This is a genomic window from Nostoc sp. (assembly GCF_036917775.1).
GTDB lineage: Bacteria > Cyanobacteriota > Cyanobacteriia > Cyanobacteriales > Nostocaceae > Nostoc.
Genome location: NZ_JBALEQ010000001.1, coordinates 1 through 23310, shown reverse-complemented (window position 1 = coordinate 23310; position 23310 = coordinate 1). Strand labels below are relative to the sequence as shown.

At 39.5% G+C, this 23310-nt stretch carries 19 protein-coding genes and 1 pseudogene; 10 read left to right on the top strand and 10 right to left on the bottom strand.

Translation table 11 applies throughout. The annotated features are described in order from the left end of the window. Positions 1–54: 54 nt before the first annotated feature. On the top strand, positions 55–348 hold the full coding sequence (locus V7K69_RS00100) for an antibiotic biosynthesis monooxygenase family protein (RefSeq protein WP_335030513.1): 294 nt from the start codon (positions 55–57) through the stop codon (positions 346–348). 58 nt (positions 349–406) lie between these two features. Here V7K69_RS00100 and pcrA read toward each other — a convergent pair whose 3' ends face one another. Next, a complete protein-coding gene (pcrA, locus tag V7K69_RS00095; RefSeq protein ID WP_335030525.1) occupies positions 407–2728 on the bottom strand; it encodes a DNA helicase PcrA in 2322 nt (773 codons plus the stop codon). An 856-nt stretch (positions 2729–3584) separates the two neighbouring features. Here pcrA and V7K69_RS00090 point away from each other — a divergent pair. The 3 genes from V7K69_RS00090 to V7K69_RS00080 all read left to right on the top strand — a co-directional run bounded on the left by V7K69_RS00090 (position 3585) and on the right by V7K69_RS00080 (position 5441). After that, a complete protein-coding gene (locus V7K69_RS00090) occupies positions 3585–4370 on the top strand; it encodes a hypothetical protein (protein ID WP_335030512.1) in 786 nt (261 codons plus the stop codon). A gap of 3 nt (positions 4371–4373) precedes the next feature. Next, positions 4374–4793, top strand: coding sequence for a hypothetical protein (locus tag V7K69_RS00085; protein ID WP_335030511.1), 420 nt, complete (start codon positions 4374–4376; stop codon positions 4791–4793). 195 nt (positions 4794–4988) lie between these two features. Beyond that, on the top strand, positions 4989–5441 hold the full coding sequence (locus V7K69_RS00080) for a hypothetical protein (RefSeq protein WP_335030510.1): 453 nt from the start codon (positions 4989–4991) through the stop codon (positions 5439–5441). 251 nt (positions 5442–5692) lie between these two features. Here the strand turns inward: V7K69_RS00080 and V7K69_RS00075 are convergent. Beyond that, positions 5693–6192 (bottom strand): annotated as a pseudogene (locus V7K69_RS00075) (IS4 family transposase); the annotation flags it as partial. 337 nt (positions 6193–6529) lie between these two features. Here V7K69_RS00075 and V7K69_RS00070 point away from each other — a divergent pair. The 3 genes from V7K69_RS00070 to V7K69_RS00060 are packed head-to-tail and all read left to right on the top strand — an operon-like array spanning position 6530 to position 8543. Next, complete coding sequence (locus tag V7K69_RS00070) at positions 6530–7498, top strand: sodium-dependent bicarbonate transport family permease (RefSeq protein WP_335030509.1); 969 nt, start codon at positions 6530–6532, stop codon at positions 7496–7498. A 4-nt stretch (positions 7499–7502) separates the two neighbouring features. Next, positions 7503–7814 (top strand): P-II family nitrogen regulator, encoded by a 312-nt coding sequence (locus V7K69_RS00065; RefSeq protein WP_335030508.1) that lies wholly within the window; start codon positions 7503–7505, stop codon positions 7812–7814. A gap of 27 nt (positions 7815–7841) precedes the next feature. Continuing rightward, a complete protein-coding gene (locus V7K69_RS00060) occupies positions 7842–8543 on the top strand; it encodes a carbonic anhydrase (protein ID WP_335030507.1) in 702 nt (233 codons plus the stop codon). An 85-nt stretch (positions 8544–8628) separates the two neighbouring features. Here V7K69_RS00060 and V7K69_RS00055 read toward each other — a convergent pair whose 3' ends face one another. After that, a complete protein-coding gene (locus V7K69_RS00055; protein WP_335030506.1) occupies positions 8629–10353 on the bottom strand; it encodes a sensor histidine kinase in 1725 nt (574 codons plus the stop codon). 943 nt (positions 10354–11296) lie between these two features. On the opposite strand from V7K69_RS00055, the gene V7K69_RS00050 reads away from it, so the two are divergent. Beyond that, a complete protein-coding gene (locus tag V7K69_RS00050) occupies positions 11297–11734 on the top strand; it encodes a CAAD domain-containing protein (protein WP_335030505.1) in 438 nt (145 codons plus the stop codon). Positions 11735–11940: 206 nt separating this feature from the next. Here the strand turns inward: V7K69_RS00050 and V7K69_RS00045 are convergent, their stop codons facing one another. From V7K69_RS00045 to V7K69_RS00035, 3 genes are all read right to left on the bottom strand, one after another. Continuing rightward, positions 11941–13080: an S-layer homology domain-containing protein gene (locus V7K69_RS00045; protein WP_335030504.1), complete on the bottom strand. Its 1140-nt coding sequence runs from the start codon at positions 13078–13080 to the stop codon at positions 11941–11943. A gap of 93 nt (positions 13081–13173) precedes the next feature. Beyond that, positions 13174–13944 (bottom strand): Uma2 family endonuclease, encoded by a 771-nt coding sequence (locus V7K69_RS00040; RefSeq protein ID WP_335030503.1) that lies wholly within the window; start codon positions 13942–13944, stop codon positions 13174–13176. Between the two features lie 34 nt (positions 13945–13978). Next, on the bottom strand, positions 13979–14134 hold the full coding sequence (locus V7K69_RS00035) for a hypothetical protein (RefSeq protein ID WP_335030502.1): 156 nt from the start codon (positions 14132–14134) through the stop codon (positions 13979–13981). Between the two features lie 115 nt (positions 14135–14249). Here V7K69_RS00035 and V7K69_RS00030 point away from each other — a divergent pair, with 115 nt between their 5' ends. Further along, positions 14250–15608 (top strand): sensor histidine kinase, encoded by a 1359-nt coding sequence (locus tag V7K69_RS00030; RefSeq protein ID WP_335030501.1) that lies wholly within the window; start codon positions 14250–14252, stop codon positions 15606–15608. 191 nt (positions 15609–15799) lie between these two features. Here V7K69_RS00030 and V7K69_RS00025 read toward each other — a convergent pair whose 3' ends face one another. The 3 genes from V7K69_RS00025 to V7K69_RS00015 form a co-directional block, all read right to left on the bottom strand. Further along, the gene (locus tag V7K69_RS00025; protein ID WP_335030500.1) at positions 15800–16867 is read right to left on the bottom strand and encodes a sensor histidine kinase; all 1068 of its coding nucleotides are present in this window, start codon (positions 16865–16867) and stop codon (positions 15800–15802) included. Positions 16868–16874: 7 nt separating this feature from the next. Then, the gene (locus V7K69_RS00020; protein WP_335030524.1) at positions 16875–18032 is read right to left on the bottom strand and encodes an FIST signal transduction protein; all 1158 of its coding nucleotides are present in this window, start codon (positions 18030–18032) and stop codon (positions 16875–16877) included. A gap of 144 nt (positions 18033–18176) precedes the next feature. After that, positions 18177–19673 (bottom strand): glycosyl hydrolase family 57, encoded by a 1497-nt coding sequence (locus tag V7K69_RS00015; RefSeq protein ID WP_335030499.1) that lies wholly within the window; start codon positions 19671–19673, stop codon positions 18177–18179. 439 nt (positions 19674–20112) lie between these two features. Here V7K69_RS00015 and V7K69_RS00010 point away from each other — a divergent pair, with 439 nt between their 5' ends. Beyond that, positions 20113–21351 (top strand): ScyD/ScyE family protein, encoded by a 1239-nt coding sequence (locus tag V7K69_RS00010; protein ID WP_335030498.1) that lies wholly within the window; start codon positions 20113–20115, stop codon positions 21349–21351. 149 nt (positions 21352–21500) lie between these two features. On the opposite strand, the gene V7K69_RS00005 is transcribed toward V7K69_RS00010, so the two are convergent. Continuing rightward, entirely contained in the window at positions 21501–22322 is an 822-nt protein-coding gene (locus tag V7K69_RS00005) for an SDR family NAD(P)-dependent oxidoreductase (RefSeq protein WP_335030497.1), read from the bottom strand. Between the last annotated feature and the right edge of the window lie 988 nt (positions 22323–23310).

The window sequence follows — 23310 nt, the reverse complement described above, 5'->3', positions numbered from 1 at the left end:
GAATATTAAGTTGCACATCACGTTAACATTAGTTTAATTCTCACCAAAGACTATATGATTCTTGAGGCAGTTATGCTTCTTGTTAAACCTGGTCTAGAATCCGATTTTGAAGCTGCTTTCAAAAAAGCTTCTAAAATTATTTCCTCAATGGATGGATATTTATTCCATGAATTGCATAGATGTATAGAAGTCGAAAGAAAATATTTATTACTGGTAAAATGGGAAACTTTAGAATCTCATACTGTCGGATTTAGAACTTCTGCTGAATATCAAGAGTGGAAAAAACTTTTGCATCATTTTTATGAGCCATTTCCTACTGTTGAACACTTTGAAGAAATTGAAATATAAAAAACAAGAACCCAGACTCATTTAAAAAATCGGGGTTCTATGGCTTGTGGCTTTGTTTTCAAATTTTTTGCAACTGCGCTACTCTTGGGTCAACAATTTTTTGTCCCAAACTAGAAAATTTAATTGCCACAGACATTTTATTACCTGTTCCGAAGACATGAGTGATTTCACCAAGACCAAAAGTCTTGTGTAATACTCTATCTCCTACTTGCCAAGTCTGGGTTGCGTCTTGTTTTTCACTAGAAGTAGAGGCACTTTTGGTATAGCTTTGACGACTTGCGCGTTTAGTAGATAATAATTCTTCTGGTAATTCGTCGAGAAATTGCGATCGCATCGCAGGTTCACGAGAACCATACAAACGACGTTCCCGCGCGTGTGATAAAAATAACCGCTCTTGGGCGCGAGTAATTCCCACATAACACAAGCGGCGTTCTTCTTCCAAAGATGCGGGGTCACTTAGGGAACGGTAGCCGGGAAATAGTCCCTGTTCTAATCCCACCAAAAATACTACGGGAAATTCCAAACCTTTGGAAGCGTGCAAAGTCATCAAAGAAACGGCTGTCTGTCCTTCTTTTAAGTTATCCAAATCGGAACTGAGGGCGGCACTACTTAGAAAATCTCGCAGGGAAATTTCTTCGTTTTCTTCTTGAAATTGCAGTGCAGCGTTATAAAGTTCTTGAACGTTTTGTACCCGATCTGTGGCTTCGTCTGTGCCTTGATTCATCAAGTCTTGAACGTAACCAGAATCTTCTAATATTCCTTGCAAAACCTCTGTCACCGGAAGCGTGGCGACTTGCCCTTGCCAACGGCTAATCATTGCGGCAAAGTTATTTACAGCTTTTGTCGCCCGTCCAGCTAATGTATTAACTGATGTTTCATCGCTGAGGATTTCCCACAAAGTTGTCCCTAATTGCTGAGATGCGTTTATCAAAGCGTCAATAGTGGTTTTGCCGATTCCCCGGCGGGGAGTATTGATGACTCGCAATAAACTGACTGTATCAGCTGGGTTATTTATCGCTCTTAAATACGCGACGACATCTTTAATTTCTTTGCGATCGTAAAATCTCATTCCCCCCACGACTGTGTAAGGAATTTGATATTTCACCAACAATTCTTCAAAGGGACGAGATTGAGCATTTGTCCGATAAAGTATAGCAAAACTACCCCAGTTTAACTCTGGATTTTGGTTTTCTAAAGTGCTAATTTGATTAATCACAAATGCCGCTTCTGCAAGTTCCTCATCGGCTTTGTGACAAGTAATCTGTTCACCCGATCCCCGCGTCGCCTTCAGGACTTTATCAATCCGTTGGGTATTATTTTCAATCAGTTCATTAGCCGCTTGCAGAATGTTTTCACAAGAACGATAGTTTTCTTCTAGCTTAACCATCGTTCGGGTGTCATCATCTACCAAACCATCACCAAAGTCTTCCTGAAATCCTAGCAAGATGGTGAAATCTGCCATTCGAAAGCTGTAAATTGATTGGTCTGCATCACCGACAACAAAAACTGAGCGATTTTCCCATTGCCACTCGCTCTTTTTGGTTTCGCCATTAGTAACTAATAAATTAATCAGTTGATACTGAGTGCGGTTAGTATCCTGATATTCATCTACGAGGATATGACGAAATTTGCGATGCCAGTAACTCAATACCTGCTCATTTTGTTGAAATAATCTCGTTGGTACAAGAATAAGATCGTCAAAGTCAAGAGCGTTATTTTGTGCTAACTTATCTTGATATAAATTGTAAACTTGGGCAATTACCCGTCCGCGATAATTTGGTTGGTCTTGCTCAAATTCTTGGGGCGATAAACCTTGATTTTTAGCGTTACTAATAGCGTAGCGAACAGAGCGAGCATCAAACTTCTTATCGTCTAGATTTAGCTCTTTATTAACGATTTCTTTGATCAGACTGATTACATCTGATTCATCAAATATCGAGAAATTACGATTCCACTTGCGTCCTTTTTCGTCTACGTATTTTTCAATATCAAAACGGAGAATGCGAGAAAATAGACTATGGAAAGTGCCACACCATAAGTCTTTGATCGTTGTTTTGTAAACTTGCGATCGCAATTGCGTTTGTTGATATTCTGTCAACAAATCAAAACGCTGACCATGTTGTTTCATAGCCAGTTGTTCCGCAAACAGCCGTTGAATCCGTTCTTTCATCTCCCGCGCGGCTTTATTGGTAAAAGTAACCGCCAGGATATTTTCTGGATCGACACGGTGTTTTAGAATTAGATTTGCAATGCGATAAGTCAGCGCTCGTGTTTTACCGGAACCTGCGCCAGCAACAACTAGCAACGGGCCGCAGTAGTGTTCGACAGCTTGACGTTGACTAGGGTTAAGGTGACTGAGAAAGTCGATGGTTGTTGTCATGGATGTGAAAAAGCGATTGCCTGGTGTCACATCAATAGAGAGTTGCTATTGCCCAGGTTACAATATCCTAACGAAACTTGGTTAATAAAGATTGTCTGGCAATATTCTTAACCAGAATGGTACTCTATCATGATTTATGTAGAAGCAAGAGAAAGCTGCCTGGATTGCTCTTATTAATATTAGGGATAATCTTCATCAGCAGGCAAATGAGGTAATAAATTGTTCGTGAAAATTTAAGACAACATTACTTTTGTCAATTAGTAATTATACTTAAAATACGCACCAAAGTAAAGTATAAAGTTGACTTTTATACAGAATTTTGAGGGCAAGTTATGAAGGATTTTTTTAAATATGACGTGATCGTTGACTTAAAAACTGTGTTTCTAACCTAGATTTTTACCGATTTTTAAGCACTATTACTTATTGACAAATGCTTGATAAGCTTAACTTGTCAAGAATGCTCTCTTGCTAATTTTGTCAGTCAACGAAAGATTACAGCTATGCCCTATTGCAATTTTCTTTATTTAGGAGTATTAGTTGTAGAAAGGCTCCTTAGTAATTGCAGAGATATTTAGAAAGATTTCGCTAGTGGGAAGCTAATCGTCCATTCATTTCCGAGCAACAAAATCTTTAAGCTCATCTAGTATTTGAAGCGTTTAGCATCTTAGTTACTGGATCATCTTTGTTTAAAGTTTATCTCTTAATATAGTAAAAAATTACATTTTATAGTTTCTAAATTAATTAAAGGAGCAACACTGTAGATAAAATCAGCAATCATTGTTTTTCTAAATTTGAGCGAGAACAAAGTGCCTCATATCACTAAGTTTCGACTTAATTTCTTATTAAGGAAGGTTTAATGATTAATATTGACAAGTTCAAAGGAAAGACTAAAAAAGCTGAAGGAGATCGTTTTGCTGTGAAGGTAAATGATAAACCAGCATTAATGATTGAGCTTTTTAAAAAGGATTATCAAATTTATGGCAATAAGCTATTCAAGTTGAATGATCTATTAATCTTGTTTGTTGAGGTTCACCTCAAATTCTTAGAATTGCGTAAAGATAAAGAATTACACCTTGATTTACATCTTGAAACTATTACAAATATTGACACTATTAAAAATAGGTTTTCTCCAGAGCCTATAGATTTATTTTTAAAATTAGATATGAGCGACTTAAAATCCATATTAAATAATACACGAAAAAATAAACATGAACAGACTATAGAATATGTACTATTATTTTGCTTGTTACAAAATAATAATAAAAATCACCTCGAAGATTTAACGTCTTTCTCCAATAATGATTTTGATTTTACAAAATATAAATATAAAGACATTTCTTCCTTTTTAGACTTTTTAACAAATACACAGTCACCAATTTCCCTAGTTTTTAATGTGAGTTATGCAGTTTTTAAATCATCATTGTGCGAATTTTGGTCAGATATTTGCCAAGAAAACAAAACTTTTGGAATAGTAATAAAGAACCCACGTTCTGGATTTGCTTCTCAATTTAAGTTTAATGAAAAAATTTACTCTTATATAATCACAAAAATTATCTCAGTTGCATCTGAAGAAAAAGATTTTCGGGAAATAGGCGAATTTTTGCAAGAAAAAACTCAATCAGAAAATTATTTAGAGTATTGAAAAATGTCTCGTTGCATTGATGAGTATAAAGGACGGAATCTAGCTTTTACTAGTAAACTAAGTAAAAATCCAAGGGACTGCAATATAAGAAATGGTCATACACGTTTGCATGTTATTGAAGGGGAAAACTCTCGGCGTGAATCTATCTGGGTTGAGGGACGAACATTTACTCATTCTTCAAACAAACAGTTTCACTTTGTAAAGGGAGATTGTTGCTCACCTATTTGGTGTATCGATAAAGTACTTGCAGGACAAATAAGCGAATCATTAGATGGAGCTGAGATAAGTATTTGCTCTATCCATTCTCTTACCGAAACCATTCATACTGAAATTACTTTTAACTTCGATGATATATTCTCATCTCCAAATACTCACGATACTATTAAAATGGTTATTACAGTGAAACTTAGGAATGAGGATTAAATTAGATCCATAACTTTTTTTTGGGCATAGCACTGAAATGCTTCTATGCAGTAAATCTGGAAGTTAATAAATCCTCATTCCTTATTTAAAGACTTCCAGTGAAAAAAACATCCCATTGTATGGAATCAAGGTCTTACGCTCCTATAAATATACAGATAATTTTGGATAATTTATTTTTTGGAAGTCTGTTATCTTATGAATCTTAATTGGTTTGAACCCCTGCCTTTTATTTTTTCAATACTCATAAAATTTGGCAGTAACAGTTCAGATGCTTTCCTTCATGAAAAGCTTGTTACAGATATTCCACAAGATTATACTTTACTCCCAGATCACAAGGATACTATAGCAGAAATGGCTGTAGATGCGAGTCAAAGGGTCACATATATTATAAGTCTGTTCGTCACTTTCGTTTCTGCTGTAGTTTTAGCTACTACTAAAAACAACCCCAACGCTAGCATAATCTCTGTCTTTCTATTAGCATTAGTTGGGGTATATTCTGTTTTTCAACTTATTAAACCTCTAGGATGGCTCCGAGTTAAAATTAAGTTTTTAGGTATTAGAAGAAGGCGTAATTTCTGGCTGACTCTTATCCTCATTTCTTTCGATTTTCTTTTGATGATAATTACTATTATCCCAAGCGTAAAATAAATCTGACGTGGTGAGAAAAAGCTCTATCTATAAAAAGCTGAATAAATAAGCACTCATAGCCCTCATGCCTTTTTGATAATACTTTCGCTTATTGGGATTAAGTTTGATTAAATCGGCTACCATCTCCATAGAACTGTCATGAAAACTAGGGGACTTGAGCTAAAATAAAGTACCAGTTTAAAACCCTGAATCCATCATAAAACGGTAAAATCTGATTGGTATATCAGTACATTATTTAATTTCAAGTCCCTAACCCAAGCTTGACAATGCAAACTAATATAAAAACTGCTGTATCTGCGCTCAGAACAAACAGATTATTTTACACGACCTACATATTTTGGTATTCCTTTACGTTTAATCTGCTAACCTTGAATCGTTGCAGAAGTAAAAGTGATCGCTATTAATAAAACTAGAGAAATAAAGGGTTCGCCCTCAAAGTTATCAACGTTAGTGTCTTCTAAGTTATAGCACCCTTCTTGAAATCTCTAAACATCTATTTTATAGATAATGTTTATTTATAGGGTGAAATAGCCAACTCTAAAATATTAAAATTTCTTAAGATAAACCATCCTTCTTTCGGCGCGACTCTCATGATTTTACCTTTCCACTTACAAGCAACATCATTAAAACCGAAAAGACCACGAGTCTTCGTCACTTTAACTCCTTTGAGGAAAATCGAAACTCCAGGTACTAATCCTAAATCATTAACTTTTCTACGTAGATAGGTTAGCCACGAGTTATTCCTGCGCGTTCTGTCGTAAAATCATCGACGGGGAATCAAACATCATAAAAATACTGGGTAAGCTCTTACTTGTTCTCTTGTTAACAGAGCTTAATAGCTATTTTCAGTTAATTTAACTACGGATTTTCGTAGAGACACCGCAATGTTCTCTAGCCCGTGGTTTATTTGCTTTAAAAATGCTGTAATACCTAATCGAGACTATTGTTACCAATAGGACTATTCACTCCTTGAGTACCCATATTGATATTGGGTAGCGATAGACAATACATCATGATTCAACCGTTAAGTTTTTAAAGATGAAAAATTTCTTTAATTTCAGGTTTAACCAATACAAGGAGGGGTGGATATGGATCTCAGCTTAATTGTATCCAACATTTTGAATCCGCCAATCCTGTTTTTCTTTTTAGGCATGACTGCTGTTTTTGTCAAGTCTGATCTGGAAATTCCTGCACCAGTGCCCAAACTCTTTTCGTTGTATCTGCTGATGGCGATTGGTTTTAAAGGAGGGGTAGAACTAATCAAAAGCGGTGTAACTCAGGAAGTAATTTTAACACTCGCAGCAGCAATGATGATGGCTTGTGTTGTTCCAATTTACACATTTTTTATCCTAAAGTGGAAATTGGATACTTACGATGCAGCTGCGATCGCTGCAACTTACGGTTCTATCAGCGCCGTCACTTTCATCACAGCTAGCGCTTTTTTAACTGAGCTTGGCATCCCTTTTGATGGTTATATGGTGGCAGCTCTTGCCTTGATGGAATCTCCAGCGATTATAGTTGGTCTAATTTTGGTGAATATATTCACCGCCGATGGAAAGCGAGAGTTTTCGTGGCCGGAAGTTTTGCAAGAAGCATTTCTTAATAGTTCAGTTTTTCTATTAGTAGGTAGTCTATTAATAGGTGTATTGACAGGTGAACACGGTTGGAAAGTATTAGAACCCTTTACTCAAGGGCTATTTTATGGCGTTCTCACCTTCTTTTTACTGGACATGGGATTAGTCGCTGCCAGAAGAATTAAAGACTTGCAAAAAACCGGAGTTTTCCTAATTTTATTTGCCATACTAATTCCAATAGTTAATGCAGTCATTGGGTTAGCGATCGCCAAATTGATCGGTATGCCTCGCGGAGATTCGCTGTTATTCGCTGTATTGTGTGCCAGTGCTTCTTATATTGCTGTCCCGGCAGCTATGCGGATGACTGTTCCAGAAGCAAATCCTAGCCTGTATGTTTCTACTGCTCTAGCGGTGACTTTTCCATTCAATATTATTGTGGGAATTCCGTTATATCTCTACGGAATTAACCTATTTTGGAGCTAATAATATGCACGTAGTTAAAAAGATAGAAATTATTGCCAATTCCTTTGAACTTGCCAAAATTTTAGATAATTTAGACAAGTCAGGTGTACATAACCATGCCGTAATCCGCAATGTTGCTGGTAAGGGATTACGAGGAACGACAGAAGATTTAGACATGACCATGCTTGATAATGTTTACATCATCGCGTTTTGTATGCCAGAACAACTCAAGCCTGTTGTCGAAAATATCAAACCACTTCTCAACAAGTTCGGTGGTACTTGCTACGTTTCGGATGTGATGGAAATTCGCTCTGTCAGATGTGTTGCCTCAATGTAACAAATTATAAATTCAATGAAGCATTTCATGGAACGTCGTCACTTTTTAAAGTTGGGAATCACCGGGGCATTTGGAATGGCGATAACTGCCAGTGATTTACTCTGGCGGGTGGAACAGGCTAAAGCTGATGAAGCACACCCAGCCCCCACTCAATCTCTGACTCCTGATGCCGCCTTACAAAAGCTGATAGAGGGAAATCAGCGATTTGTCGATCATCATCCTCAATACCCCGATCAATCTGCGCTGCGGTTGCAGGAAGTTGCTCAAGCTCAACATCCATTTGCAACTATTCTTAGTTGTGCTGATTCACGAGTACCGGCAGAAATTGTTTTCGATCAGGGCATCGGAGACATCTTTGATGTTCGGATTGCTGGAAATATCGCTACACATGAAGCGATCGGCAGTATTGAATATGCCGTTGTCTTATTAGGTTCTCCACTGCTGATGGTGATGGGCCATGAACGTTGTGGGGCTGTAACCGCAGCTGTCCAAAAAGAATCGTTACCTGGTGATATTAGTACGTTTGTGAAGGCAATTGAGCCAGCCCTGAAAAAGGTCAAGGATCAGCCCGGTGATGCGGTTGAAAATGCTGTGGTGGCAAATGTGCAATATCAAATTGAACGCTTGCAAAAATCAAAGCTTTTAAGTGAGCAGGTGCAGTCAGGTAAATTGAAAATTGTGGGCGGTCGTTACGACTTAGATACTGGAAGGGTAAAGATTATTACATAGTTTGGGAGATGAAGGGGCAGGGGAGCAGGGGAGACAAACAAAACTCTTAACTCAGCACTCCCAATTCCCAATTCCCAATTCCCATTCAATCCTGCACAGTCATTGGCAGACGAATAGTAAAAGTAGAACCAAGTCCCGGCTGACTTTTGACAATAATCTCACCACCCATCATCTGACAGAAGTGGCGGCTAATTGCCAAGCCCAGTCCTGTACCTCCATACTTTTTCGTAGTTGAAGTGTCTCCTTGGGTAAAAGGTTGAAATAACTGCTGCTGTTGACGGTTAGACATACCTATACCTGTGTCGGTAACGGTAAAAGTAATCATACCCAAAGGAGCATCCAGTCGTAATTCCTCCTTTTCGCTGTTGACTGTCAGCGTCACCTTGCCATTTGTAGTAAACTTACTGGCGTTGCTTAGTAAATTTAACAACACCTGCCGCATCCTAGTTTGATCGGCGTACATGGTGCCAAGTTGCTCATCAAAATGCACTTCTAAAACATTGGCATTTTTTTCTATAGCTGGTTTGACTGTGAGGACAACGTTATTAATTAGCGTCGCAATCTCAAATGTCTCTGGATAGAGAGTCATTTTCCCCGCTTCAATTTTTGACAAGTCGAGGATTTCGTTAATCAAGTGCAGTAGATGCTTACCGGCAGAGTTAATTGTTTCTAAGTCGGTGATAAAGTCTGCCGATAAACCAAGATCGGTAGCGTCGTCTTCTAGAAGTTGGCTCAAGCCGATGACAGCATTTAATGGTGTGCGTAATTCGTGGCTGACATTGGCTAAAAATACGCTTTTTGCCTTGCTAGCGGCTTCTGCTAACTCTTTAGCTTGTTGTAGTTCTTTGGTTCGCTCAGATACTCGCTCAATCAGACGATTTAGAGATTTGGCAAGTAAGCCAATTTCATCTTCAGTGGTGACGGGCGCTCGCAAATCAAAATTATGTTTCCGCGCCACTTGTTCAGCTACTTGGGTGACGGTGATAACTGGTTCAGCGATCGCTCGACTGGTACGCCAAGCTACAATGGCTGCGATCGCCACCGAAACGAGCATACTGATAATTACGATAAATCGCTCAACTACTTTTGCCTGCTCAACGGCTTTTTGCCTTTCTTGCTCTTGATCTTCAGCAGTTTGCAGGATGTTAGCCAAGCTTTCAGAAAGCTGATCTAGGCGCATGGCTGTTTCACCACGCATAATTGTCAATAACTGCGATCGGGCAGCAGAAATTTGCTGAGGCTGCGCTGGTTGGGAGTCAATTTTTTGTAAGACGACCTCGATTTGGTCAACGTAAGCTTTTAAATTATTCTTGTAATCTAGCAACAGCGTCTGTAAAGTCGAACTTGTTGCCGCTAGTCTTTTAGGTTTACTGTCAATAAATCCAGAAATTTTTGACTCTAATTGCTTGGCTTTTTCAACATTCTTCAAAAAATCAGCTTTTTTGGTTTGTAGTTGCTGTGAATTTTCTAATACAGCAACTAGATTAGAGCTATGTAATTGCGCCCCTACTACTGCATCTCTATAATTACTCAGTAGTTGTCCTTGTTCATAAGCTTGATTGAATTGCCTTACTTCCCTACCCCGGTAGTAGTTGGCAATCACTAACCCAGTTAGCGCTCCAAAAAAGCCAATTCCGATAGCTACAAAGTACCCATAGCCAATTTTTTGATGGATGCGCCAAGAACTGGCTTTGAGTTTCCCTCGTGAGGGAAATTCTATAGTCGGTAGTTCGTCTGTCGATGGCTCTTCGGCTGACACTTTTTTGATTTCTGAACTGCTATCGATAAGGGTTGGCTTTTGAGTTGGCATTTCTCAAACCTCCTTGCCTTCCCGCAAAAATTACCAAATCAGTTTAGCTTGTACAAACAGTTTAATTGGTTATTAACATTTACATTATCTTCTTTTATAGCAACAGCAAATCATTGCTTAGTAGATAATTCGCATAACCTCATATACTATGAGTTATTTTGATAGCAATGTTGCTAAGTACACTTACTGACAGCGAACCGAATTCACTTTTTTCAACAGTAACAAATAATTTCCCGAACTAAAGACCGATCTGAGACCATCTTCTCCTTACTACAATACTTTCCTCAATATACAGTTGATAGCAATTAGTTCTTGACATCAGGTAAGCCACTAGTCTACCTTACTGCTTCCTTATAAAATTAATACAATCAGGAAAAAAACAAAAGGTTTGATTATGGGGCATGGGGCATTGGTTATTTCTGCCTCATCCCCAATCATCAGCACGTTTATCATAAAATAGGTTGAAAGTCTAGTCGATGTGAATACACAAAAACTTTTATTACGTATTAATATCAATACGAATGCGTTAATTGACGAACCAGGCTTAAGATAGCTTTAATATTGGCTAAAATCGGCTTTTAGGCTTATATAAATGAGAGGTGGGCTGATTTTACCTGATTTGTACTTAGATTTAGTACGATTATGAACAAATGACACGGAATGAGATAATCACAACCAGAGGATTCCAGTTGATTTAGAAAAGAACTCAGAAGGACGATTATAATACATCCTGCTCCCTTCTGAATTCTATCCTCCTACTGACTGTCTACCTTGTAGTTGATGCAGTAGATATTACGGGGCAATTATAGTTAAAGGACACTAAAACCCTTTTGTGCCCTTTAATCAATTGTACTGATGCACTTGTGCATTACCTAACCAACAGCCTTTTGGTTGCAATTATCCAGATTAGAAAAACTCAACTGTCAAATTAATGGGAGTGAAAATGCCAGAACAAGATTTTACTGAAACCGCATCCAAAGAAACTACAGTGGCAGAGATCAACACCCAAACGGGAAGCATCACAAAAGTCCAGCCTCCCGCACAGTCTCAAGATGAATGGCTAAAATACGGGGAGCAAGTTTCTACATTTTTAGCAACATTGCCAGAATATGTGGGAGGCTTCTTTAATGAATATAAGCAACCTCTGGTAACAGTTGGTTTAATTGTGGGATCAATTGTTGGTGTTAAAGTACTCTTGGCAATATTAGATGCTTTGAATGATATCCCTTTAGTAGCGCCTACTTTTGAGTTGATAGGGATTGGTTACTCTGCCTGGTTTGTTTACCGCTATTTACTCAAAGCCTCAACGAGGAAAGAGTTAACTAGTGAAATCACCACTCTAAAATCACAAGTGGTTGGTAAAGAAATTCCAGAAGCTTAATATCTAATTATCGCTTCTCTATGAGACGTACTCCTGTATAAGAATACGCTCTAATTCCAAATCACCGAAGTCTGAATGCCGACTTTCGGCGTTCAGACTTCTCTTACAATTCCCTGCCAAGTTCATTAACAATTCGTAATTCGTGATTACGCTACTATCCCTAGAGGTAGCTGACTGTGACTCTTAGCTTAATTACGAATTACGAATTATCGTTGAGACGAGCCTCCTGGCGACAATTTAACCTTTGGAGTGCGCGAAGTTTCTGGAGATGCACTGGGTAATCGCACTATACTTGGAGATGAAATTGCCTCCAACTTGCCACGTTTTACTAAAGCTTGATGAATCATCGCCGCCACTTCAGCCCGACTAGCTACTTTGTTGGGAGCAAGAATTTGTGGGTTTGGATAGTTAACTACCAGACCATTGGTTGTAGCAGCAGCTATTTTGCTAATAGCATAAGGTGGAATATCTTTAGCATCTTTATAGACACTCAAAATCTGATTTGGAGAAGTGGGCGCTTTCAAATTCAACCCACTAACAAGGGCAACCAAAACTTGCACTCGTGAAATATTTTGTTGTGGTTTGAAGGTTTTTTTCGGATAGCCTTTGAGAAATCCGGCACTGATGGCTTGGTCAATTGCTGGAGTTGCCCAAAATTTTGTTGGTACATCTTCAAATGCGATCGCAGTCTTAGACGGTTCTTGGTCAAAGGCTTTTTGCACAATCGCAGCAAATTCGGCGCGGTTTACAGGCTGATTTGGTCTAAAAGAATAATCAGGAAACCCTTTGAGAATACTACGGGAAGAAAGAACATCTATAAAACGCCGACCCCAAAAGTTAGTGGGCACATCGTTAAATGCAATTGGCGGCGGAATAATAGATTTTTGTTTTGCTGGAGTTACTAAAGGTAGCGCTGATGATTTAAGTGATGACTCAAGTACTGCTGAAGAGGAAACAGGTGTCTGTGGTTGTGGGGGTTGAGTTGGGATTACCTGAGTAGATGGTAACACTGCACGGAAAGGAGCGGCGCTGTTAGTTGGCAATGAAGGTGTCTTGGGTTCAACAACAGCTTCCGGTGGAGAATAGGGCAAAACTGTCTTAGGGAGTACATTTGGTTCTACCTTGGGGTTAAGGGAAGGCAATACTTGATTTGGTTGAACACTGGGCGACGGAGTGGAAGAAGCCGACAGCAACCCGTTGAAGTTCCAGCTAGAATCCCTGCGGGACAATGACCAAAAAAGAATCGCTCCGATAGTGGTGAAGGCAACCAGAATAGCTATAAATTCATCAAAGCCAAGAGCAGTTCTTTGAGATGACTCCGATTCGGAAGGAGGTTTATTTGTCATCGTGATTACCCTGGTAGCAGTAAAATTTGTGTCTAAACAAATTAAGCCACAAATTTAATTCGTAATTCGTAATTCGTAATTCACAGGAAAATACTAAGCTTCTGGTTCAATACCGAGCGATCGCAATTGGGCAGTTAGGCGATCGGCTCTTTGGCGTTCCTGTTCTGCTCTTTGGGATTCCTGTTCTGCCCTTTGAGATTCCTGTTCTGCCCTTTCATCGCCACTCAATAACAAATTACCTTGTAAATCCCACCAACGCAGCCAGGGTAATTCCACATTCTGATAAACTCCCTGCCATAAACCTAATTCAACACCCAAAGCAACAATCGGATAATGTCCTCGTTCATTTGTTGGTAAAATCTGATACTGTCCTTCAATCAGATGATAAACTTCTAGGTTGGCTTTACTCGCTTCATAAATGCCGTAGAAGGGAGGACGAATGACTTGCTCATAAATCCAAAATTTACCTTTCAAAGGAGTTTGATCCCGTTCTTCACTACCGTCCCCAGAGACAAATTCTAAAACAATCAACGGGGCAATAAACTCTCGCCACAACACATAAGAACGTCGCGTTTGCCCATTGAGCAAAAATGGTACATTCGGTACATAAAACCAATCTGGTGCTTCTGCGCCTTTTTCCGGGGGATCGGTTAACCGCCAGTAAATGCCTAAGTCTTGCCCTATACAGTATTCACCTTCAGGATTTAATTGTTTAAGGATAGGTGTAATAGAGTCAGTTAGTAGGATGCTTTGGGGATGCTCTTGCCAATTTTTCACGAACGTACCATCGGACTCAGGAAGTTGAGTATGATCCGGGAAGGGGAAAGGGGTGAGGGCGTTGGGTGGATTGGTTACAGAGGTCATAACGCTACCTTTGCACTCTTCGTAAAGATTATTTTTAGTTTAGCTTGCGTAGGCGTAGCGCGTCGTAGACATCGCTCTCTAAATATTCACCACCAAGATTTTGAAGAAGCAGGAGGCAGTTTTTCTCAAAATTGCTTTCATTAATAAATCGCACGCCAATTACTTCTAGCCGCCTGAGAACAATTTTCACCCTGGTATACCACTAGTTTTATTAGATACCTAAACCAAAACCGGATTTCGAGGGTGGCAGAATGTAAAATATTAACTTATTGTTTACCCAATCTTTGTAAAAATCAGGGTGTCTAGTGTCAGAAGAATTTAGTTGCCAAATCTCACCGCCATTTTTGTCTCTTGGTAGCGATCGCGATCTGGGTTTAGATTCAACCCTCCAAGAACTACCAATGTACAACTTCCCAGTGGAAATCAATCACACTGGGATGGAAGTGGCTAATTTTTTAGAAAAATATCCCTTGCTACCAGGAGTAGTTTTGGTAGAACAGGGAAAGTTCATTGGGATGATTTCGCGGCGGCGGCTGCTGGAATTTTTGATTCGTCCTTATGGACAAGAGTTGTTAGTTCAGCAACCATTAGCCGTTCTCTACAGCTATGCGCGGATACCGATGTTGCTACTTGCTGATACAACATCGATTTTAACAGCGATGCAACTTAGCTTAAAGCGATCGCCAGAATTATTAGCAGAACCAATTGTAGTACACACAGAATCTGGTGCTTATAGATTGTTAGATGTCCAAGAATTGAATATTATTTCTTGGCAAATTCGAGGAATCGACAATCTGGTGCGCTATGAACGCAGCCAAGCTCAAATGATTCAAAATGATAAAATGGCAAATCTGGGACGTTTGGTAGACGGCGTAGCGCACGAAATTTTAGACCCAGTGGGTTTTATTTGGGGAAATATAACTTATGTTTCTACTTACAGTCAAGATTTACTCAAGCTAATAGCTGCTTACGATCAAGAGTTACCGTCAGTTTCCCACGTAATTAATCAGATTAAAGAAGATATTGAATTTGATTTTTTAGAACAAGATTTGTCGCGATCGCTTGCGAGTATCCGTACTGGCGCGGAAAGATTAAAAAAGCTTGTTACTAGTTTACAAAACTTTTGTCATATCGATGAACTTTATCCAAAGCCAGTAGATTTACACGCTAGTATAGATACTATTATTTTATTAGTTAATAGCCGTCTTCAAGGGGAAATTGAAATAGTCAAATACTACGGTCAGCTACCCCCAGTTTATTGCTTTATAGGGCAGTTAAACCAGGTTTTGATGAATATTTTCAGCGAAGTTGTAGATATTTTACTAAATGAAGCGGTTAGTCAACAGTTGCATTTAGAAGAGAAAAATATTGTTCAAAAACCTCGAATTGAGATTACTACAGAAGTAATTTCGCAAGAAGCAAGCAATCCAAATGCACCAGATTCTCGTTGGGTATTAATTCGCATTGCTGACAATGGGCCTGGAATGTCTCAAGAATTGCAACAGCAAATTATGGAGTCTTTTTCTCTGGAAACAAAAAATAGTAAAAATACTAGTTTAGCAGTAAGTTATCGAATCATAACGGTGAGACATGGCGGTAAATTAAATTTCCATTCACAGATTGGTATAGGTACAAAATTTGAAATTTTATTACCTTTGCTTTGATTGATCATAATTATGAATTTTAACTCATCCTACGGCTACGAAAACACCCCTTAGTTGATCCACATTCCCGCATTTTCAATGCTCGTGAACTCGCTAATGCCTCACTATCGTTTTCATAAAAAGCCGTAGAGAAGCCGAAGTCATTATTACCAAAGACCAATGACAAATGACAAATGACAAATAATCAATGACTAAACTTGTTGCTGGATAGGAATTTGAACTACAAACTCCGTTCCTTTTCCAAGTGTAGAAAAAAAATCTAACTTACCGCCATGTTTTTCGGTGATAATTTGATAGCTGATGGCCATTCCCATTCCTGTGCCCTTACCGACAGGTTTTGTTGTAAAGAAGGGGTTGAAAATCTTTTTTTGAATCGATTCGGGAATCCCAGATCCATTGTCAGCGATCGCAATTTTTACCCATTGCGAATCAACAACAGAGGTACGAATCGTGATGGTACTGGGATTATCGCGGATTTCTCGATAAGTTCGTTTAGTATTGAATTCTTCGAGAGCATCGAGGGCATTTACTAGAATGTTCATAAACACCTGGTTGATCTGTCCGGCGCAGCATTCTACATGAGATAAATTACCGTAGTCTTTGATGATCTGAATGACTGGGCTTTTGTCAGTGGCTTTAAGGCGGTGTTGCAAAATCATCAAAGTATTGTCGATGCCTTCATGAATATCCACCCTTTTGAACTCACTTTCATCCAGGCGCGAGAAGTTACGTAGTGACAGCACAATCTCTCGAATCCGCTCCGTCCCGATATTCATTGAATGCAATACCATAATCGCGTCTTTTTCTAGAAACTCTAAATCGATGGTTTTGCGTTCGGTTTGAATTTCAGTGGGTGGGTTGGGGACGTAACGGTGATAAAGCTGGACAAGTCGCAGTAAGTCATGAATATATTGGCTAATATAGCTGAGATTTCCGTAAATAAAGCTAACGGGATTGTTGATTTCATGAGCGATCCCTGCGACCATTTGACCCAGGGCAGACATCTTTTCGCTTTGAATCATTTGAGCTTGCATTTGATGCAAACTATCTAACGTATTTTCTAACTCTTGGCCTCTTTGCTGCAAATCTGTGCGCGAATCTTCTAACTCACAAATGACTTTCTTGAGTAAAAATTCCTTTGTGCTAATGTCAGTTTCTAGCTGACGGCGTTCAGATTCGCAGCGTTCCAGCTTTTTCCGCAAGATACGGTTTGTCTTTTCTAACTCTTGCATCTGTATGGAATTGTCTTGGTTATCCATACACAACTCATTTTGTTCCTATTAACAGTGTGACAAAGGTTTTGTTATGAACTTGCGTTTGGCTTCCACTCGCTATCGGAGCAATTTCACCATAAGCATAGAAACCACAACAAGGCAATGCGTTTGGTAAATGAGTTTTGACAAGCTGATACTCTTCTCTAGTCAGAGTTCCCAGAATTCGCCGACGGGCTGCACAGGAAATCAGCAACGCTGCTGTTGGCTCCACACCAGGATAATCGGCAAGAGCATTTTTCAAAGATGTCTCAGAGGCTAACAAAATATTGTCACGAGTTGCATCGGTGATTTGTACAACAGCCTGTTCAGGAATATCTAAAAAAAACTTCACGCTACCAGACTGTTGATCGTAGCCATTGGGTGCCCGTAAATAGAAATGATTTTGATCCTCAAAAACTGCCAGAGCATAGATGGCATAATTGGATGCAAATCTTTCTTCACCGAGATAATGCTGATAGAAATCTAAGGCACGCTGTCCATCAATTTCATAGACTACGTTTCCATCCACTTTAGTTACACGGCTACGTTGACTAATGGGAGTCCAACCACAGGCAACTCCGTGAGAAAATAGTAGTTTTCCAGAGAATAGCAGCACTGGAATTGAATCACTCAATACCTCACCCTGGAAGAATTGGTAGGTTTTGTCAAAGGTATAGTCATCAGCAGTCATTCCGCCAATGATGGGAATATGTTCTCCCAGGCTTTGTTTTAAAGCTTCCAAAATGAAAACCCCATTGCTGGTTAGACTATCGGGGAAGGTAAGGCACAATTGTGGTATCAATGCACTCTTTGCCTTAGCTTGGGCGATCGCTTCTTGGGCTGCAAGGGCTGGATTTTTGGATGCTCCTCGGCCAATACCTGAGTGAATTTCCACTTCATCGCTAGCAAACAGCATTAAGGTCAGAGAATCTTGCTGAAACTCCAGAATTGAAGAGATTTCTCCATTTGTAGTTCCACCAATCAACTCAATTCCGGGAAAAGCGTCTTGGATGCGTTGCAAAATTAACGCATGGTCAAAGTCTATAGCAGTGAATAAAATTCCAGCTTGGGGAAGGAAGCCGGCAAGAGAACGGTTACATTCTTGAAGAACTTCAGCGATCGCATTTTGAGAATCAGGATCGTCGCTATGGCCAACAACAACTCGAAACACAACTACCTCATTGTAAGTTTTAATACCAGGTAGCTTATCCAATTCGGATATCAGCACCCAGCAACCTACACTTAGATTTCCCACTTACTTGAACTAAATCTCAATTCACCTGACTTTTTATCTCCCCAATCCCCAGTCTTTAGTTCAATTCATCTGCAATAAGTTTTCGCCACGTTGGTAAATTTCCCGTGCGTGATCAGTCCAAGCACCTTGTCCCCAATAACGAAAACAACTGGTTTGCAGCAAAAGGTTGTGTAGTAAAATGTTACGATAGTGAGGTTGTTTGGTGATAGCTTCTGCTGAGTCAGTTTCCAGCAAGGGATCAAATTTTTGATGGAATAAACTGCTTAATTGATACATGGGAGACAACACATTTTCATATCCTTTGACCCAACTGATATGATTTGTCCAAGAGGCTCCATCCAGATGAAAATTAGAGTTTATTTGCTTTAATTCTTGAATCGCATTTTCTACAGCTTCGGGTTGGCAATTATCTGGTGAAACTCGCTCCCAAATCTGATGTTGTCCCACTGGCTGACAAGTTGGATAGTCTTCAGGTTTGCATCCAGCAGCTTCGATTAATTCTAAATATTCTGTACCACACACCCCAACTACACCTGATTTTCCACCGCCATTGTTTACCATATCCCACCAAGCTTGTTTAAAAGCGCTAGGAAATTCATTCATCATCACACCGCCATTTTCACCATCTCCAATTTGGCTAACTATTGGTGGGACAAATACACTGCCAATTTGTTGTTTGGATAATGTTTTCGCTTCATAGTAAGGCTGCATTTGTGCAACTAATTTAGTATCTGAACCTTGAGTTTTAATTAAGGCTGTGATACTAATTGTTTCGCCTTGAGAATTACGGGCAATCAGACGATGTGGTAAATGTTTGTGAGTAAGAGATTGACCGATAAGAGTTTCTACAGAATGTTCTTGAACGAGTAGCCAGCGATATCCACACTCTTTCAGCGCTTTCACAAATTCAAAGAGAGCATCAGGGTGATTTGGTAGGTGCATTTCTGGGGGCGAAAAGCCTTTGACTCGTGCTAATGCTTCCCAGCCAAAAATTGCTGCAAAGTGATGTTGCCATGCAATGATATGCAATTTGATATCTGCTATAGGTGTAGAAGGAATAACTGCATGACCCCACATTGTACCCAGCCATTCTACGTAAGGTTGATAGTTGCGATCGCAAGTAATTCGTTTAAGGTTATCGAGAACATCACCGCGTCCCATTTGCCGCAGTCCCCACAGCAGATTACCTGAGTAATCCAACATCACACGGGGATTGCAACCTTGACTTACAAGTTCGGGGATCAAGTCTGCCATGCGGCTGTAACAATGGGCAAAGGGATCTGCATTGTGGTTATCCCCTTCATGGGGATGTTCAAACATATATTGCAGATTGCTGATCAGCGTACCGCCATTTCCAGCAGGTATAGTTGGCTGGTGCATGTGTAAGGCGATCGCAAACACAGCATTTAAGTCTTCTAAGCGGATATTCGTTGTTGGTAAAAATACTGGTTGATCTTGATTAACCACAGAGAGAACCTCTGTTTCCCAACCAGAAATATTCGGTAAGCCATCAATGATTTCGGGCAAAGGAGTCAGGGTTGTAGGGAAGGAAAGCATTTCTGATTGCTCCGAAACAAGGTATGTCTAATTATGCGATCGCCCAGCAATTTCTGATCTGTAACTTTATGTATTGATGCAAACTGCGATCGTCTTGTAGTCCTGCAATATCTGTGTATTTCAACAATTTGGATATCACACTTGTATGAAAAGTGTTGGAAAATATACAACAATCCTATTTGATTTTGTTGCCAGAGGCGTACATCTGTACGCCCCTACAGCCGATTCATTATGTTGCAAAGATTTTTGGAAATGGTATGATACAACTCAAAATTAAGAAATTCAGATTTCATCTAGGTTTCTGAGTTTGAATCTGTTTCCCTCTTTTAAATAAGCTGTAAAATCCGCAAAAAAGATATACGGTAAATATTAGTATTTATCAAGATAAGATTGTCTATTCTATCTTTACTTACGCAAATTTAATTTTAGGACAGGTCTAATGAAACTAAAACAATTTGGAATTACATTTTTGAGTGTTTGTATTGCTGCTTTTTCGGGAACGAAAGCAGCAGAAGCGGCATCATTTTCGGTAATTGCTGATGGTCTTAATAATCCACGGGGTTTAACTTTTGGTAATGACGAGAGTCTCTACGTCACCGAAGCAGGAACCGGCGGAAGTGGAGCTTGTGTTCCTTCACCAAGCGTTGCAAACCAATCTTTATGTTATGGCACAACTGGTGCAGTGACAAAAATTGGAAATGGTAAGCAAGAACGTATACTTACAGGACTTCCTTCTTTAGCATTACCAGATGGTACTGATACTTCTGGGCCTCAAGATATCAAATTTGATGCTACTGGCAAGCCTTATATTGCAATTGGATATGGTTCAAATCCGACATTTCGCGCCACATTAGGTAACACTGATTTAGGAAAAATCATCACTGCTAATTTCAATACAAATTCGTGGACAAGTGTTGCTGATTTAGCTAATTATGAACTTGCAAATAATCCTGACAAAGGAGATTTAATTAGCAATCCCTTCTCTCTTCTTTTAGATGGAAATAATATTGTTGCAGTTGATACTGGTGCTAATGAGTTACTCAGCGTAGGTACTGATGGCAGTAACTTAAAGGCGATCGCTACAATTCCCCGGCAGATATTAACTAATCCAATTTTTCCCACTGGCCCATCATCATCGCCATTTGAAATCCAAGCAGTACCGACAAATATCGCCAAAGGCCCAGATGGCGCTTATTATATTAGCCAATTAACTGGTTTTCCTTTTCCAGAAGGTGAAGCAAAAATCTATCGAGTTGGTGCTGATGGTCAACCAGCAGTTTATACCGATGGCTTTACCCAACTTACTGACTTAGCTTTTGATAGTGAGGGTAATTTATATGCTTTGCAGTACGCTAATCAATCACTCTGGAAAGGTAATCTAGATGGTTCTGTAATTAAGATAGCTAGGGATGGGACTCGCACAACTATTCTTAGTGGCAATGGATTAGAGTCTCCGACTGCTTTGACTATTGGTGCTGATGGTGCTATTTACGTGACAAACCGAGGCGATCGCCCTGGACTTGGACAAGTTATCAAAATTGAGAATTCTAAGTCTGTTCCTGAATCTAGTTCTACTTTCAGCTTATTAGCATTTCTTGGCACTGTGAGCCTTACTTTGTTGCACAAGGGTAAAGCCAAGGGACTTCCAACTAAAAAAATCATCCCATCGCTTTGGTGAGCAGAGGGCGCAGGGGAGGAAGAATTTAACGATCATCTTCGCTCCCAAAATTGAATAATTTAATTTCTAGAAATCCCCAAAGACTGAAGATTTCGGACAAGTTTGTTCGGGAATGCTGAGTGTTGAGTTAGCGATCGCCCTCGGCTTCTCTACGAGACGCTACGCGAAGGGATAAGTTTTTGAATCAGCCGTTGTCTGCTTGGTGCTGGCGGTGTCGCTATTCGTAAAATTAGCTCTAATAACCAAGGGGAAATGCGTTGACACAACACGGCTAAATGACTTTGCCATCCGACTAAAATTTCTGCTGAATCATTTTGCATTCCGGCGACGAGTGCTTTCGCTACTTGCTGGGGAGTCATGGGGATCACCCAGCGAAATAATTTTAAGTCGCGCACCATATCTGTGTCTGTCAGAGAAGGCAGTAATGCAATGACTCGGATATTGTGTTCTGCTAGTTCCTGGCGCAAGGCTTGGGTAAATCCTAAGATGGCAAACTTGGTTGCTGAATATGTCGCCATCGTCGGTGCTGCAACTTTCCCCATCAGGCTCGATACATTGACGATTGTCCCTTGCCTTTGGCTGGCCATGCGTCTAGCTATTAAACTAGTGAGGTTGTACATCCCTAACAAGTTCACAGAAATTTCTTCTTGAACTTGAGGCATCTTAGATTGCAAAAACGAGCTTTGGTATGCGACTCCTGCACAATTAACCAGCAGGTGAATCTGTCCAAAATTACGCCACAGTTGGGCAACAGCGATATTTACTTCAATTGTCTGTGTTAAATCTAATGCGACGATCGCAGTTTTTGTCCCCATCGCCTCGATTTCGTTAGCTACCTCAACTAACTTTTGGCGATCGCGTGCTACCAATATCACTTGCTTGATGCCTTGTTGCGCTAGTTCGAGGGCGATCGCTCGTCCAATCCCACGCGAAGCCCCTGTAATCAGAGCAACTTTACCTTGAATCTCCATTGGTTTTATCCTCCAAAATCTAAGTCTTACCAACCTCTTGGTTATTGCCGAGATACACAATCAAGAGTTACTTGCTTGTCGGCATCAAGTAAGACAAATAATCTATTGCAATTGAAATCAAACTGAGATTAAGCCTTTGGCAACGATATCTTTCTTGGTTAATCTGCAATCCCTCATAATTGTCTATACGAGGCAGAAACCTCTCGTTTTAAACTGTCAAAGCCTAACATACTTGGCTGAATCGGTATAGCTCATAGATTTTATTTCTCCTAGATTCAGAGCGTTCATCAGCATCGTTGTCATACACACGTTAGCAATTAAATCAAGGTATTGCAATATTCTTTAATAAGGATTTCTTAATACTTCTTAACGACTAGCATATATATATAAAAGATTTTATTAAATAAGTTTTTATAAATCCCTAAGTATGAATATCTCACTTCCCTGACAAATAGCCCTATTTTAGGTAATTGTTATATCTAATTCATCTGTTGGGAACAAAAAAGACGTATAAAATTTTGGTTGATTGTTGCAATAGTTAGAGTTACTGATTAACGCGCAAATTTCTATCAGCATATTTACTGATTTATTGAAAACAAAGGCTTCTGAGGTTGTATTTATTTAAAAAATACAAGAGGGCTAATACATCATTTTTAATGCAAATTCCAACAGCGTTTTATCTGCTGAAACTTTAATGTAAATAGTAATTTTTTTTGTTTAACTTTGAGTTTATCAAAGTAATCTTTGAGACTTGTAGTGTTATTAATTTAAATCATTCCTGAATAACAAGATCCCCAACTCTGCCAGAAGTCGGGGATCTTGCTGTAAGTTCTAATATTCTGCCTTCCACTGCACCCACGTATATTTACGTAATCCTCTTTTCTCCCCTGCTCTTTTGACTGGAGTTTAGACTAAGCCATGCAAAATGACCCAGCAGGGCTGAGTTAATCAGAGACTTAGCAAAAGTATGAATAATCTTAGGTATTAA